At 64.0% G+C, this 13,653-nt stretch carries 15 protein-coding genes and 1 other RNA gene; 6 read left to right on the top strand and 10 right to left on the bottom strand.

Annotation, left to right across the window (positions count from 1 at the left end):
• Together EJB06_RS26380 and ompA are read left to right on the top strand one after the other, a co-directional pair.
• On the top strand, positions 1–534 hold a 534-nt coding region (locus tag EJB06_RS26380), incomplete at its 5' end, for an IS3 family transposase (RefSeq protein WP_126077011.1).
• Between the two features lie 264 nt (positions 535–798).
• Positions 799–1,506: an outer membrane protein OmpA gene (gene ompA, locus EJB06_RS26375; RefSeq protein WP_126077010.1), complete on the top strand. Its 708-nt coding sequence runs from the start codon at positions 799–801 to the stop codon at positions 1,504–1,506.
• 126 nt (positions 1,507–1,632) lie between these two features.
• Here the strand turns inward: ompA and EJB06_RS26370 are convergent, their stop codons facing one another.
• On the bottom strand, positions 1,633–2,256 hold the full coding sequence (locus EJB06_RS26370; RefSeq protein ID WP_229427298.1) for a glutathione S-transferase N-terminal domain-containing protein: 624 nt from the start codon (positions 2,254–2,256) through the stop codon (positions 1,633–1,635).
• Between the two features lie 161 nt (positions 2,257–2,417).
• Between EJB06_RS26370 and EJB06_RS26365 the strand changes: the two genes are divergently transcribed.
• From EJB06_RS26365 to EJB06_RS26355, 3 genes are all read left to right on the top strand, one after another.
• Positions 2,418–2,780, top strand: coding sequence for a winged helix-turn-helix transcriptional regulator (locus tag EJB06_RS26365; protein ID WP_229427297.1), 363 nt, complete (start codon positions 2,418–2,420; stop codon positions 2,778–2,780).
• 61 nt (positions 2,781–2,841) lie between these two features.
• Positions 2,842–3,537 (top strand): bifunctional 2-polyprenyl-6-hydroxyphenol methylase/3-demethylubiquinol 3-O-methyltransferase UbiG, encoded by a 696-nt coding sequence (gene ubiG / locus EJB06_RS26360; protein WP_126077008.1) that lies wholly within the window; start codon positions 2,842–2,844, stop codon positions 3,535–3,537.
• A 25-nt stretch (positions 3,538–3,562) separates the two neighbouring features.
• Complete coding sequence (locus tag EJB06_RS26355) at positions 3,563–4,270, top strand: HAD family hydrolase (protein ID WP_126077007.1); 708 nt, start codon at positions 3,563–3,565, stop codon at positions 4,268–4,270.
• Between the two features lie 143 nt (positions 4,271–4,413).
• Here EJB06_RS26355 and EJB06_RS26350 read toward each other — a convergent pair whose 3' ends face one another.
• Positions 4,414–4,758 (bottom strand): energy transducer TonB, encoded by a 345-nt coding sequence (locus tag EJB06_RS26350; RefSeq protein ID WP_126077019.1) that lies wholly within the window; start codon positions 4,756–4,758, stop codon positions 4,414–4,416.
• A gap of 218 nt (positions 4,759–4,976) precedes the next feature.
• On the opposite strand from EJB06_RS26350, the gene ssrA reads away from it, so the two are divergent.
• Positions 4,977–5,336, top strand: a transfer-messenger RNA (tmRNA) gene (ssrA, locus tag EJB06_RS26345).
• 405 nt (positions 5,337–5,741) lie between these two features.
• Here ssrA and EJB06_RS26340 read toward each other — a convergent pair.
• The 8 genes from EJB06_RS26340 to EJB06_RS26305 form a co-directional block, all read right to left on the bottom strand.
• Positions 5,742–6,791: a phage late control D family protein gene (locus tag EJB06_RS26340; RefSeq protein ID WP_229427296.1), complete on the bottom strand. Its 1,050-nt coding sequence runs from the start codon at positions 6,789–6,791 to the stop codon at positions 5,742–5,744.
• Entirely contained in the window at positions 6,782–6,991 is a 210-nt protein-coding gene (locus tag EJB06_RS26335; protein WP_126077006.1) for a tail protein X, read from the bottom strand. The genes EJB06_RS26340 and EJB06_RS26335 overlap by 10 nt, the downstream gene beginning before the upstream one ends.
• Positions 6,991–7,899: a phage tail protein gene (locus EJB06_RS26330; RefSeq protein WP_126077005.1), complete on the bottom strand. Its 909-nt coding sequence runs from the start codon at positions 7,897–7,899 to the stop codon at positions 6,991–6,993. Before EJB06_RS26330 ends, EJB06_RS26335 begins: the two co-directional genes overlap by 1 nt.
• Positions 7,896–10,265, bottom strand: a complete 2,370-nt coding sequence (locus tag EJB06_RS26325; RefSeq protein ID WP_126077004.1) for a phage tail tape measure protein — start codon at positions 10,263–10,265, stop codon at positions 7,896–7,898. Before EJB06_RS26325 ends, EJB06_RS26330 begins: the two co-directional genes overlap by 4 nt.
• A 147-nt stretch (positions 10,266–10,412) precedes the next feature.
• Positions 10,413–10,694 (bottom strand): phage tail assembly protein, encoded by a 282-nt coding sequence (locus EJB06_RS26320; protein WP_126077003.1) that lies wholly within the window; start codon positions 10,692–10,694, stop codon positions 10,413–10,415.
• Positions 10,695–10,752: 58 nt separating this feature from the next.
• Positions 10,753–11,259, bottom strand: a complete 507-nt coding sequence (locus EJB06_RS26315) for a phage major tail tube protein (RefSeq protein ID WP_126077002.1) — start codon at positions 11,257–11,259, stop codon at positions 10,753–10,755.
• 1 nt (position 11,260) lies between these two features.
• Positions 11,261–12,685 (bottom strand): phage tail sheath C-terminal domain-containing protein, encoded by a 1,425-nt coding sequence (locus tag EJB06_RS26310; RefSeq protein ID WP_126077001.1) that lies wholly within the window; start codon positions 12,683–12,685, stop codon positions 11,261–11,263.
• Between the two features lie 129 nt (positions 12,686–12,814).
• Complete coding sequence (locus tag EJB06_RS26305) at positions 12,815–13,651, bottom strand: hypothetical protein (RefSeq protein ID WP_126077000.1); 837 nt, start codon at positions 13,649–13,651, stop codon at positions 12,815–12,817.
• Between the last annotated feature and the right edge of the window lie 2 nt (positions 13,652–13,653).

The raw sequence follows: 13,653 nt of genomic DNA, 5'->3' as shown, positions 1-13,653 counted from the left end.
AACCTGTTGAACCAAACGTTCGCGCCAACCCGGCCCAACGAAGCCTGGGTGACCGATATAACGTATGTCATGACTGATGAAGGCTGGCTGTACCTGGCTGGAGTCAAAGACGTTTTTACCTGCGAGTTGGTGGGCTATGCGATGGGCTCACGCATGACGCAGGACCTGACGGCGCAGGCCTTGTGGCGGGCGGTACGCAGCAAGCGACCGGCGCCTGGCTTGATCCATCACTCCGATCGCGGCACTCAGTATTGCGCCAACGATTACCGCAAGCTGGTCGAGCAGTTCGGCATGCAGGCATCCATGTCGCGCAAGGGGAACTGCTATGACAACGCGCCGATGGAGAGTTTCTGGGGCAGCTTGAAAAACGAAATGATTCATCATCAGAGGTATGCCACGCGGGCTAACGCGGAGTCAGCGATCAAGGAGTATATCGAGATCTTCTACAACCGCCAGCGACGCCACTCGCGTCTTGGCTACGTATCGCCAGCTTCATTCGCCGAAAACTTTAGGAAAGAGGCGCTGGCTGCTTGAAACGGACGTGTCCACTATTGACAGTACACCTCAATGTTGCACGAAAACAACGTGATGCACCACATTGCAGCACGATTGGTTTAACAGCCTTCGTGCTATTTAAGCGCGTGTGGCAAAATGGCCCAGAAGTTAATTGCCTGTTTCACAAGCTGTCACGAAACTGTCACGGGTAATGGCTGGGACAAGCTGCTACTATCTTGTCCACGCTCGAAAAGTTGCGCAGCTATAAAGCTGCGGATATCACCCCCGAAAGGAAGAAAAACTATGAAAAAACTCGTCTCGCTCATGCTCGCCGCCTCCGCGATCGCAGGCAGCGCACTGGCACAACAGTCGCCACCGTTCGCTCCTGTGACCACCGACATCATGGCACCGAAACCAAACAGCGCCTATGTCCAGGATGCCCGCGGCGTGATCGCACGCGATCCTTTCGGCCTGTGCTGGCGCACCGGCTACTGGACCCCGGCCGATGCCGTGCCAGGTTGCGACCTGCCCCTGTGCGTCGAGCCAGCGAAACTGGAAAACGGCAAATGCGTCACGCCGGCAGCGCCTGTAGCGCCACCGACACCGAACGCACCGGTCACCCAGCCGCCAGCGGTTGTCGCACCGGTCGCCAGCTCGGAAAAAGTGAGCTTCGCCGCTGACGCCCTGTTCGACTTCGACAAGTCGGTCCTGAAAGCCGAAGGCAAGAGCAAGCTGGACGACCTGAGCTCGAAACTGCAAGGCATCAACCTGGAAGTCATCATCGCCGTCGGCCACACCGACTCGGTCGGTACCGATGCGTACAACCAGAAGCTGTCGATCCGCCGCGCCGAAGCTGTCAAGGCTTACCTGCAAGCCAAAGGCATCGAAGCGAACCGCATCTACACCGAAGGCAAGGGCGAATCGCAGCCAGTGGCAGACAACAAGTCCGCCGAAGGCCGCGCCAAGAACCGCCGCGTGGAAGTCGAAGTCGTCGGCACCCGCGCCAAGTAATCCTAATCCGCGCGCCAGCCGCCCTGCGGCGGGCGGCTGCGACGGCGATCGCATCGTCAGTTAAACACCCCTTTCGCAGGGGTGTTTTTTTGTCCGCGTTTTCATGCGGACCGGCAGCGGCAAGCTTCAGCCCTGCCCGAATTGCAAGCCCAGTCCTTCGGCCAGCAGCGCCGCCCTCACCGCCGCGCGCGCCTCGCTGCGCGCCATGTAGGCCTTCAGCGCCGGCACGGCGTCGAAACCGATCCCGAAGTCGACCGCCCAGCGGGTCAGCGCGAACAGGTAGGCGTCGGCGACCGACCATTGCGCTCCCAGGATAAAGGGGCGGCCATCGGCCAGCAAGCTGTCGAGGTAAGCCATTTTCGCCATCGCCGGGCGCCCGGCCGCGGCCCTGTCGGCGCCCTCGGCCAGGTAAAACAGCGGCGTGTACGCCTTGGCATAATCGGACGACAGGTAATTGAGGATCTCGTGCAGGCGGGCCCGCTCCAGGGTAGCGCCGGCAGGCAGCAGCGCGGGCGCGTAACGGTCGCCCAGGTACTGCAGCAGCGCCACGCCCTCGGTCAACACGACCCCATCGTCGAATGCGATGGCCGGCACCCCGCCCTTGGGGTTGACGGCATAGTAATCGGCGCCATCGTCGAGCTGGTGGCGGCGCAGGTCGACCTTCAACAATTGGTGCGGCAAGCCGGCCTCGCGCAGCACGATATGCGGCGCCAGCGAGCAGGCGCCCGGGGAGTAATACAGCTTCATCATGACGATCCTTTCGGTGGAACAAGAAGGACCGTATAATAGCGGCCATGGTTACCAAAGGATACGAAGTTACCCAAGGTAAGAAGAATAATCCGGTTTCCGTGCGGTAACTACGTCACCGCGCGGTCATCGAGCGAAGGGGAATCGGTGCGATGGGTCTGAAAATGCGCAAGAGTAAAGTCGCCACGCCGATTCCGCGCTGCGCGGTCGGCACCTGCATGTGGCTGCTGGGCGGCGCCTGGACGCCGACCCTGCTGTGGAACCTCGGCGCCGGACCGCGCCGCTTCGGCGAGCTGCGCGCCGATGTTCCCGGCATTTCGGCCAAGGTGCTGTCCGGCCGCCTGAAAGACCTGGAAGAAAAAGGCGTCATCGTGCGCACCCTGATGGCCACCTCGCCGCCCTCGGCCGAATACAGCCTGTCGGCGCTGGGCCGGGAGCTGCTCCCGGCAATCGACGAAATCGCCCGCATCGGAGAGCGGCTCAAGTTACAGCAGGAGACGGGCAAGATCGTCATCGGCGCGGACTGAGGGCCGGTTTTTTTATGCTTGCGTCCGTCGCATTCACCGATTTCCCGCTATTATTCCGCGTATGAATGCCGACCCTCTCGAAATCCAGAAATTTAGCGAACTTGCCCACCGCTGGTGGGACCCGACGTCCGAGTTCAAGCCCCTGCACGAAATCAACCCGCTGCGCCTCGAATGGATCAACGCCCGTGCCGCCCTGGCCGGCAAGAAAGTGATCGACATCGGCTGCGGCGGCGGCATCCTGACCGAATCGATGGCGCGCAAAGGCGCCGACGCGACCGGGATCGACCTGTCCGACAAGGCGCTCAAGGTGGCCGACCTGCACAGCCTGGAGTCCGGGGTGCAGGTGCGCTACGAGCTGATCGCCGCCGAAGACATGGCCGCGCGCGAAGCCGGGCAATACGACGTGGTGACCTGCATGGAAATGCTGGAACACGTGCCCGACCCGGGCGCCATCGTGAAAGCGGCCGCGACCCTGGTCAAGCCGGGCGGGCATGTCTTCTTCTCGACCATCAACCGCAATCCCAAGGCCTATTTATATGCCGTGGTCGGCGCCGAATACCTGCTGCGCATGCTGCCCAAAGGCACCCACGACTACGGCAAATTCATCACGCCGTCCGAACTGGCGCAATTCGTGCGTGCCGCCGGCCTGCAGGTGGACGGCCTCAAGGGCATGACCTACAATCCGCTGACCAAGATCTACTCCCTGAACCAGGACACCAGCGTCAACTACATGGTTGCCTGCAGCCGTCCCTTGTAAGCCCAGCCGAACCCGAGCCGCCGCCATGACCTTTCCTCTTTCTCCCGCGGCGCCGCGCGCCGTCCTGTTCGACCTCGACGGCACCCTGGCCGACACCGCGCCCGACCTGGCGGCGGCGGTCAACCGCCTGCGCGCCGACCGTGGCCTGGAACCGACCCCGTACGCCCTGCTGCGCCCGACGGCCTCGGCCGGTGCACGCGGCATGATCGGCGCCGCCTTCGGCCTGGCGCCCGGCGACGCCGGCTACGAAGCCCTGCGCGTGAAATGGTTCGACTATTACCAGGCCGACATGGCCTCGCACAGCACCCTGTTCGGCGGCGTGCCCGAACTGCTGGCCGGCATCAGCGAGGCCGGCATGGCATGGGGCGTCGTCACCAACAAGCCGGCGCGCTTCACCGACCCGTTGATGCCGCTGATCGGCCTCGACCACGCCGGCTGCATCGTTTCAGGCGACACCACCGCGCACGCCAAGCCGCATCCGGCGCCGCTGTTCGAAGGCGCGCGCCGGCTCGGCATCGCACCGGAACAGTGCTGGTACGTGGGGGACGACCTGCGCGACATCGAAGCCGGGCGCGCGGCCGGCATGGTCACCGTGGCCTGCGCCTGGGGCTATTGCGGCGCGGTCGAACCGGCCCAATGGGGCGCCGACTACCTGCTCGAGACGCCGCAGGACTTGCTGGACCTGCTGCGCGCAACAGTCGCGGCGGCGACGCCGGCGGTGCTGGTGGCATAAGCGGCCGCTTCCGATTGGCTGCCGGGCACCGGCGGCCTCAAAACAAAACGCCTGGCGTCTGCTTTTTCAAGCATCGGCCAGGCGTTGTCGATTCTGCGGGAGACGATGCGCCTGTCAGGGGCGCATGGTCCGGCGGTTATCGATCAGCTCAGGGTCCAGTTGTATTCGACTTTGGTCCAGGTGCTGTCAGGACGGCCGTCCTTGCTGCCCGGCTTGAATTTGCAGGCGCTGATGGCGCTCATCGCCGCCTTGTCCAGGCTCTTGAAGCCGCTGGTCTTGTCCAGTTTCGCTTCCAGCACCTTGCCTTCGGCCGACACCAGGAAAGCCATGCTGACCACGCCCTGCTCTTCGTTCATCAACGACGCTTTAGGATAGTCGGCCTTGCAGCTTTTTGCATCGAACACCGCTGGCACGTCAGCTGCGAAGGCCACGTTGGCGCTGGCTGCTACGATCAGGGCTGCGCAAAGGCGGAAGGTCGTCTTGGTCATCATGATGCTGGTTCTCCTGGAGAGGGTTAGAGGGTTTGACTTGACTGCGAAGTCACAGGCAAGAGAATAGCCTGAAAAATTCCATGTGGCAATTTATTTGATGCATTTGAGAAATTATATTTTCTTTTGTGGTCATTTTTTGACAGTTGGCTTGTGATTTTCTGCTTGACACGGGAGTGGCACAGTGTTGAGGATTTGAGGTACAATGGATGTTCTGTGGGGGCGACCTGGTTTCGACGTGGGTTGCAAAGCAGCGCAGGGCATACCGAGGGCGGGCCACCTCGTAAATACAACCTGAAAAACTTAACTGCAAACGATAACTCGTACGCACTCGCAGCTTAATTGCTGCTAGCTCTAGAACACCTCGTCCCTGGGGTGGGCCGTCAAAAGCTCTAGAGTCATTTACAGGGACTCGTCTTGAACTGGGTTACTTAGTTCCGGACTAAATAATAGGTAACTCGCTTGTACACAGCGTGCACGTCCGCGTTGTACCGGTTAAATTAAATGGCAGTGCTAAGTATGTAGAACTGTCTGTAGAGTGCTTGCGGACGCGGGTTCGATTCCCGCCGCCTCCACCACCGTATGCAAAAAACCGCCCTTGGGCGGTTTTTTTTCGCTTGCGCCAATGGGCGGTGGGAATCGAAGCCGCGTCGCCGGGGGCGGAATCGGGAATTCGTCGGGCATGCCCGACGCCGATGGAGCGACTCGCGCTTGCAAGCGCGAGGCTATTATCCGGGAATTCGCCGGGCATGCCCGGCGCCCACGAAGCGACTCGCGCTTGCAACCGCGAGGCTATTATCCGGGAATTCGCCGGACATGCCCGGCGCCCACGACGCGACTCGCGCTTGCAAGCGCGAGGCTCTCCGATTCCCTGACTAGAGGAAAATCGCTGCGCGATTTCTTGCATTTACCGCTACTCCGAGATCGCAGCAACACCGCAGCCAGAAATGACAAGGCTGAGTGTCGGGTCCAACCAGCGCCCCTCACCCCATCCCCCCATCCGCCACATCCTTCACCTCCCCCTTCCCCCCGGTCGGCAACTCCGCATCGACCGAACAAGAATACCCTCCGTCCTTGGTCAAATTGTGCGTCACCCGCGTAATGACCCAATCATGATCGACGCCCTCCCGAAAGCCCGAGGTCCGCAACTTCCCTTCCGCCCCGAACTCCGGCCGCCCGGGCAAGGTCAGCGACAGGGTCGCCTTCTGCCGCTCGCGCTTGGCCAGCTCGGCCGTTGCCAGCGCCATGGCCATCTCCCTGGTCGGCTGATGCTGCTTGAGCCGCGTAACCGACTCGCCGCTGCCGACCTTGACCTCATGCCGCGTGCCCTCCTTCACCGCATGATAATAAGCGACGACCGTCCCCCCGCTGTCGCGCGCCGTCTCGGTGACATGAAACGAGGTAATGTGACTGTCCGGCGTCACGCTGATCAGCGCCAGCGGCTGCCCGCCGACCGACTTCGACTCGCCGCGCCTGGCCAGCACCAGCCTGCCGTTCGCAGGCTTCACGAGCACGTCGTACTTCTTCCCCAGGCGAATCAGCAGATTCAGATCCGACTCGTCCTGCTGCGCCACATACGGCAACGCAATTCCCGTCACCGACGCCGCCACGGCCGCTTCCATGCCATGCTCCCTGGCGATGGTCGCCGCCATCGCCCCGAGCGTCGTGCCGGCAGCCCAGCTGCGCGTCTTCTGGCTCTGCAAGGTGGCCTTGCCCTTCGGCGTCTTGTCGAAGATCGCCCCGCGCGCGCGGATCGTCATTTCGCCCGGCCAGCCGCTGTACTCGATCTCATCGACACAGTACAGCCCCATGCGCGCGTTCACCCCATCGTAGCCGAGGAACAGTTCCAGCTCCGCGCCCTTAGGCGGCTTGCGGATCGGCGCGGCCGGGTCGCTGTCGGACAGCCTGATTTCGAGCTTGTCCGACGTGACGCCGGTTTCATCGGTCAGCGACAAGGACAGAAAGCGGCTCTCGATGACCGCCGTGATATCGGTCGCATTGGCCAGCAGCTGATAGGTCGGTTTCAGCTCCACAGGCTGGGCCCTTTCAACGCCACCGGCCGCACCACGTCCGGCAGCACGACGCGCACGTCGGGCGGCAGGACCGGCCCGCGGTCGGCCAGTCCGGGGTTCGCCTGCAGCAGCTGCTCGACGATCTGATGGTCCTGGCGTCCGTAATACTTCCAGGTGAGGTAATCGGCGGTATCGCCGTCTTTCGTGATGTATGTCGCCATTAGAGTCGCCCGATAATCGATTGAGCCGTGCTGCGCACGGATACCGCAAAAACATTGAGCTGATTCACCGCCACCATGCTGCCGCGCAGCGCCGCGACGGCGGCCGGGTTGGCCTCGATCGCGCCCAGCTCGACACCGGCGCGCTGCAGGGCGCCCGAGGCCGACCCGGCGGCGCGCGAGATGTTCCCGCCCACATTGACCAGGCCGTTCATTGCGCTGGCGATGCCGGCCACCGATTTCACGCCCGCCAGCAGGGCGCCGGCGTCGCTGCCCGCGTTCTGCAGCGTCTTCGCCAGGTTCATGCCGCTGCGCACCGCCTTCAGCGCCACGGAAGCCTGTTCGCCCAGGTCGGCGGCAACGCCTGTCACGTTCGCCAGCGACTCGCTCAAGGTGCCGAGCATGGTGGCGCCGCCATTGCGCGCCGTGCTCGCCAGGTTCTTTGCGCTGGAAAGCAGGTCCGGCGAGATCGGGAAACTCTGCGTGGCCATCGGCGCCGGCGGCGCAATCAGGCCCTGGGCGCTGTCGTCCGCAGCGCGCTTGAGCTTGATGCTGAAATCCTGCTTGCGCGCCACGCCGCGCGCGGCAAAGATCGACCCGGTTTCGTCGATGCTCTCGATGACCCACTGCCCCAGCATATTGCCGCGGCCGTCGATCAGCGCCTGCGGCTGCTGCAGGCCGGCCAGCGCCCGCAGGCTGTCGAGCTGGCCGGTGCCGCCGAAGTGTTCCGGGAAGACCACGCCGCTGAGCGTGAGGCCATCGTCGCCGGGTCCGGTCGCTTGCAGCATGTTGAGCTTGCCGAAGCGCGCCTGCGCGGCCCAGGTATAGGCCGTGATGCGCTGGAACTCCTGGTAGGCCGCCGTCTGCAGGCCGAATGAATACGGCCCCAACTTCATCATGATTTCGCTCATTGCGTGTAGTCCCTCAATCCGCTGCGCTCGTTAATTCCTTGCTGGCGCAGCTGCAGCCGTATGATTTCCTCGGCCAGCGCCCGGGGATCCTGCCAGGGCTGCTGGGTGATGTTGAAGGTGTTCGCCTGACTGCTGGCCGCGCCTGCGGCCGGGCCGGCGCCGCGCACCGGCGGCAGTGCGGGCGCGCTGCCGGCCATCGCGGGCGCACTGCCGCCGAACAGCGATGCCGCCGCAGTCCAGCCCGCTCCCAGGAGGCCGCCCGATCCGAGTTGCATGGTCTTGTCGATCACCCCGCCGATGTTCTCGCTGATCCACTTGACCGACGCACGCACCAGGTCGATCGGCAGCAGCATGAGATTGAAAGCGGTCGCCACCACTTCGCCGCAGACCTTGCCCGCGTTGCCGAAGTCGGTCGTCAATTGCGCTGTCGCGCTCACTGGCGTGAGCAACTCGCCAAACCACGCGGCAAGCCGGCTCACAAACGTGCCGATCCCTTCCAGCACCGGCATGACGATGGGCTTGAGCACGTCCCAGATCGGCGCGAAGGCCGCGAGGATGCCTTTGCCCACCGGCGCCAGTCCGCTCATCAGCGCGCTGCCGAAGGAACTGAAAAAGGCCTTCAGCGGTTCCCAGTACTTCCAGATCAGCACGCCAACGGCGGCGATGGCGACGGCGCCGGCGACAAGCAAACCCATCGGGGGAGCGACGAGCATGAAGGCCAGCGCCAGCGGGCGAAGGACCGCCAGCACGCCAGGCACAATGGTGCGCAGGCTTGCCAGCGCACGCCCCAGCATGCCCGCTCCCTCGGTCGCGCCGCCGCCGACGGCGACGCGCGTGAGCATCGTCTGCGCTGCGCCGTAGATGCCCATGGCGCCAGCGGCGGTCACCAGCAGCGGGCCGATCGCGGCCAGGCCGACGCCGAGGGCGGCGACACCAACTACCAAGGTGCTGGTCAGTGCCGGGTTGCGCTCGCTGAACGCGTTGAATTTCTCCAGCGCGTTCGACGCCAGGGTGAGCGCTTTGGTGTACAGCGGCAGCATCTGTATACCCAGGCCCAACTTGGCATCGGCCAGCTTGGCCTTGGCCTCCATGAGCTTGCCCGAGACGCCCGTCCTCCCTTCTTCCACCACCTGGTCGACGCCCTGGGCCTTTTCGCTGTTCTCCCGACTGGCAGCAATACTCTTGCGCTCGGTGTACATGCGGGTCAGGAAATTCCTACTGACCGGATCTGCCGAGATCATGCCGATCGCATCGAGGATTTTGTTCTCGTCGGTGATCCCCTTCTTGTTCAGTTGCGGAACAAGCACGGTGTTCATCCATTGGAAAGGATCGCTCTTGAACAGATCCGATCCCAGCAGCGCGCCAGGGTTCAACCCGACCGTCCGGCCTGACTTGCCGGCCATGTCCAGCTTCGACCTGTCGCCGATCAGGCCAAGCTTGTCCATGTTCTTGAACTGCCGGGATAATATCGTCCCCTGATACATCGAATTGTAGAGCGCCCCCAGGCCAGCGCCGGTTTCCTTGCCGCCCATCGTCTGCACCAGGGGCGCCATGCTGTGGAACAGCACTTTGCTGTCCATGCCCTCGCCCATCACGCCCGCGTTGGTCAGGAGGTCGCGCCAGTCGGCAGCCACCACCCGGCCGCCACTGGCGGTGATCAAGCGCTGGATGATGTTTGCCGGCTCCTTGAACGCTTCCGGCGAGTCGAGGCCGCCGCGCAGGCGGATCACCTTCACCATGTCCATGAAGGCCGCGGTATTTTCCTCCCCCTTCTCTGTGCCAAACATGGCCACATTGCCGAATTTTATTTTGCCCAGCATGGGCATGATCATTTCCGCCTTGGACTGATCGCCGGCAATCACCAAGGCGTCGCGCATCAATTCGAGCTTCTCTACCTGGCTCAGACCAAACTGCTTCATTTCCTTGGCGAATTTAAACGCGCTATCGCCGCTCTCGCCGCTCAAGCCGACCGCGCGCACGCGGGACTGCTCGCTGTCGTACTCCGTCGCTTCCTTCACGCCGGGAATCAAGGATCCCAGGATGGACTTGCCCATCGTGCTCGCACCGGCGCCGGCGGCGCCGATGTTCGCGGCGTGGGCCTTGATGCCCGCTTTCCGTTTCTGGCTGAGCTCGAGCTTGTCTTGAGCGGCGACCATGTCACCGATCGCCTTGGTGTTGTTCTCGTAAATTGAGCGCAAGTGCTTGGCGCTCTTGCCCATCGACTCGAACGTATCGATGAACAGTTTCAGGTTGGCGTGCCTGCGATTGAGGTCGTCGAGCGCCTTGCCGATTCCCGTCACCATCGACGCCGTCGAACCCAGGGCCGACTTCAGCCCTGCGCTCACGGTGCCGCCGATGGTAATCATTGTAGTGAGAGGTTTATTTGCCATGCTGTTTTGCCAGTCGTTCCAGGTAAGCGGTGAACCGCGACGTGCGCATGCTCAGCATTTCCGCCTCGGCCCATCCGGTGTGGGATGCCAGCGCCAGCATCCCGTCAAGGCAGTAATCTGCGCTTAGTCGATAAAAAGCTGGAAGGCTTCCTGTACGCGGCGGTAGTCGCGCAAGCCCATGGCGCGCAGGTTGGACGGCGCCAGCCCGCACAGCTTGGCCATGAATTCCACCTCGCGCGCGGCATCGCTGCCGTTGGTCAGGTCGTGCACCAGCTGGTCGTCGACGGTCGGCTCGCGCATGCGCAGCGCGCCCACGTTGGTGCCGTCGATATTGAGCGGCTTGGTCAGCGTGATATCGGCGGCGCTGCCGTCCGCACTCATTTTTACATTCGAAGTTTTTGCCATGTTGGTCACCTGATGAATTGATCTTGAAAACTGGCCGCGCCGGGCGGCCAGCGGGTTGTTACATGCCCAGTGCGGCGCGCTGGGCGGCCAGCATGTCGACACCGTTGACGATGTGAATCATGTTGATGATGTCGATTTCATGCACCACCACGTCGCCATGCATCAGCTTGTAGTAGTTCAGGTTCATCGACAGCTTCAGCGCCGGCTTTTCGCCCGCCTTGACGCTGCCCATGTCGACTTCCAGCACCTTGCCGCGCATGACATGGGTCACCGGGGTGGTGGTGCCGTCATACGATTCGAGCGATTCGCGCAGCGTGAACGGCACGAACTGGCCCTCGGCCACGCCCCAGTACGAGAGCGCATCGCGGCTGAACTGGATCATGGTGAAGCCGGCGTCCATCGCCGCCTGGCCCATGCTCAGCTTGACGGGGGCGTTCATGCCGCCGCCACGGAATTCTTCCGTCTTGAGCGTCAGCTTCGGCGGGGTGACTTCCTCGACCTGGCCGGCAAAGCCTTTGCCGTCGATGAACAGGTTAAAATTTTTGCGAACGTCGCGCGCGGTCATATTAGAAAATCTCCTTGATGTAATCGTTCACCAGATGGCTGCGGAAGGTAATGTGCTCGGCCGGATACACCGGGGTAAAGTCGAAGTCGAAATACACCTTGCCCTGGGCAATCTGCAGCGGCGTATTCAGGTCCGGGTCGGCGTAGCACTTGCCGCCCAGGATGGCGCCGATGGCGGTCAGGTGGCGCAGGTACGCGTTCACGCCTTCGACCACTTCGGTCATGTAGTTTTTCGTGATGCCGCGGTCGACCGCCCACAGGTGGGCGCGCAGCAGGCTGTCGTTGATGATGTCGGCGGTGCGCACCACGCACAGGAAGGCCCACTTCGGATCGCTCGACAAGGTGCGGTTGCCCCACAGGCGGTAGCCGTCTTCGCGGATGATGGTGGCGACCTTCTTTTCGTTGAGCATGTTGGCGCGGCTGTTGGCGTCGCCCAGGGTGAAATCGATCGGACGCTCGGTGCCCTGGATGCCGTTGAACAGCTGGTTCGACGGCGACCACCAGAAGCCCAGGTCATTGTCGATACGGGCCTGGATGCCTGCCGCGCCGGCGCTGGCGAACTGGGTCACAAGCACGCCGTTTTCGGTCTTGAGCACTTTCGGGTCGATCACGAACACGCGCTTGCTGCCGAAGTCGCCCGCGTAGGCGATGGCGGCGGCGTCGTTGGTGCTCGGGCCGTCCGCGAAAATGGTGGCCTTCAGGCGGTCGGCAATGCCCACCAGTTCGGCGACCACGGCATTGCCTGCGTTGCCCAGGCCGGGAACGAAGGTCGCGCCGGTGCCCGCGCCCGCGCCGGACAGGGTGAAGGTCGGGGCCACGCTGTAGCCGCTGCCGCTGTTGGTGATCGTGCGTTTGGTGACGACGCCGCCGGCGATGGTGATTGTCGCCGCAGCGCCGCTGCCGCCGGTGCCGCCGCTGGCCGCCAGCGCATAGGTGCCGTCGGTGTAACCGGAGCCGGCGGCGCCGGTCAGGGTGACCACGCCACCGGTGACGCGCTGATGCGTGAAGCCGGGAGCGCACAGCAGGCGCGGCTGGTAGCCTAGGGTGGACTGGGCGGCGCGCAGGGCGTGCACGCCCTTGTACTGGCCGGTGACGGGGTCGACGCCGCCCAGCATGTTGGCCAGGGTGGCGCTGTCGGTGGCTTCCTTGGCCACGCGCACCACGATGACGACGGCGCCGCACTGGTCGAAAATCGAATCCAGCGCCGACGGCAGGGTGCCCAGGCCCAGGCCGGTCATGTCCAGTTTGGCAGCCTCGATGCGCGAGCCGGCCACCAGGACGGGGGTGTTCAGGGGGTAGGCAAGCGGATCGGCGTCCGGCGCGGTGCCGACGATACCGATCACGCTCGACTTCACGGTGGAGATGGGACGTGCGCCGCCGTCGATATCGATGACTTCGACGCCGTGCAGGAATTGTTCAACGGCCATATTTATATCCTATAAAAGTGTTGGGGTTGGCAGCATCTAGTTTGCCGCGCAAGCAGGCCGGATTCCTCCGGTGGATTTTCCACAGCCGACCGCCCGGATGGCGGCCGCCGGTGGGGGGCTTGATGGTGCTCAGATGTATTCTTCGATGACGACCACACCGGCGGCGCCGTGGCCGCCCGCCAGCGCGCCGCCGGTCTGGTTGACTGCGACGCCGCTGCCGCCCGTGCCGTAATTGCTGGCGCTGATGGCGGCGGCATTGCCGGCCGCGCCGGCGGGACCGGCGCCCAGCGGCGACGAGCCGCCGCAGCCGCCCAGCATGCCGTTCGCCAGTGAGGAACTGGCGAAGGTCGCCGATCCCGCCGCGCCGACGAGCGCCAGCAGGTTGGCCCCGGTCGGAGCGGCCGAGCCCGCGCTGTTGCCGATCACTGCGGGCGGCGCCACATTGTTGAGCAGCGTGCCGCCCGCGCCGCCTGGCGCGCTCAACAAGGTGCCGATGGACGATGCGCCGCCGCCGGTTCCGGCCGCGTTCGGCGCCGCCACGCCGCCGGCGCCCACGGTGACGGCTTTCGATGCGCCGATATCGACGCTGCTGAACAGGCTGACACCGCAGGCGCCGGACGCGCCGGGGGCGCCCACGCTGACGTTGCCCGCCGCTGCGGCCCCGGTGCCGCCGGCTGCGCCGCCGCCGCCCTGGACCTGCGCCTTGATGAACATCATGCCGGTCGCTGGCGTGTACAGGCCGGCACCGGTTGGCGTGAATGCGGAGCCGTTGATCGATACCTGCTGCACGCCGGCGTTCATCCGGTACACCAGGATCCGGTTCAGCCGGCCGGCCACCTTGACGTACTCGGTGGTGGCCAGCCGTTTGGAACTGTCGTCCGGCGCGGGCGTGGCTTTCGCGGTCACCGCGCCCGCCGCTGTCGCGCTCAGCGCCAGCGACAGCAATGTGCTTTGATCTTGCTTCATGG

Source organism: Massilia atriviolacea, assembly GCF_003953935.1.
Lineage (GTDB): Bacteria > Pseudomonadota > Gammaproteobacteria > Burkholderiales > Burkholderiaceae_D > Telluria_A > Telluria_A atriviolacea.
Note: the sequence above shows the minus strand (reverse complement) of the source record. Positions and strands in the feature narration are given on the sequence as shown.

Bases quoted from the DNA above. Each gene is read 5' to 3' on its own strand.
- ompA (WP_126077010.1), top strand. From the start codon at position 799: ATGAAAAAACTCGTCTCGCTCATGCTCGCCGCCTCCGCGATCGCAGGC.
- EJB06_RS26370 (WP_229427298.1), bottom strand. From the start codon at position 2,256: ATGATGAAGCTGTATTACTCCCCGGGCGCCTGCTCGCTGGCGCCGCAT.
- EJB06_RS26365 (WP_229427297.1), top strand. From the start codon at position 2,418: ATGCGCAAGAGTAAAGTCGCCACGCCGATTCCGCGCTGCGCGGTCGGC.
- ubiG (WP_126077008.1), top strand. From the start codon at position 2,842: ATGAATGCCGACCCTCTCGAAATCCAGAAATTTAGCGAACTTGCCCAC.
- EJB06_RS26355 (WP_126077007.1), top strand. From the start codon at position 3,563: ATGACCTTTCCTCTTTCTCCCGCGGCGCCGCGCGCCGTCCTGTTCGAC.
- EJB06_RS26350 (WP_126077019.1), bottom strand. From the start codon at position 4,758: ATGACCAAGACGACCTTCCGCCTTTGCGCAGCCCTGATCGTAGCAGCC.
- EJB06_RS26335 (WP_126077006.1), bottom strand. From the start codon at position 6,991: ATGGCGACATACATCACGAAAGACGGCGATACCGCCGATTACCTCACC.
- EJB06_RS26330 (WP_126077005.1), bottom strand. From the start codon at position 7,899: ATGAGCGAAATCATGATGAAGTTGGGGCCGTATTCATTCGGCCTGCAG.
- EJB06_RS26325 (WP_126077004.1), bottom strand. From the start codon at position 10,265: ATGATTACCATCGGCGGCACCGTGAGCGCAGGGCTGAAGTCGGCCCTG.
- EJB06_RS26320 (WP_126077003.1), bottom strand. From the start codon at position 10,694: ATGGCAAAAACTTCGAATGTAAAAATGAGTGCGGACGGCAGCGCCGCC.
- EJB06_RS26315 (WP_126077002.1), bottom strand. From the start codon at position 11,259: ATGACCGCGCGCGACGTTCGCAAAAATTTTAACCTGTTCATCGACGGC.
- EJB06_RS26310 (WP_126077001.1), bottom strand. From the start codon at position 12,685: ATGGCCGTTGAACAATTCCTGCACGGCGTCGAAGTCATCGATATCGAC.
- EJB06_RS26305 (WP_126077000.1), bottom strand. From the start codon at position 13,651: ATGAAGCAAGATCAAAGCACATTGCTGTCGCTGGCGCTGAGCGCGACA.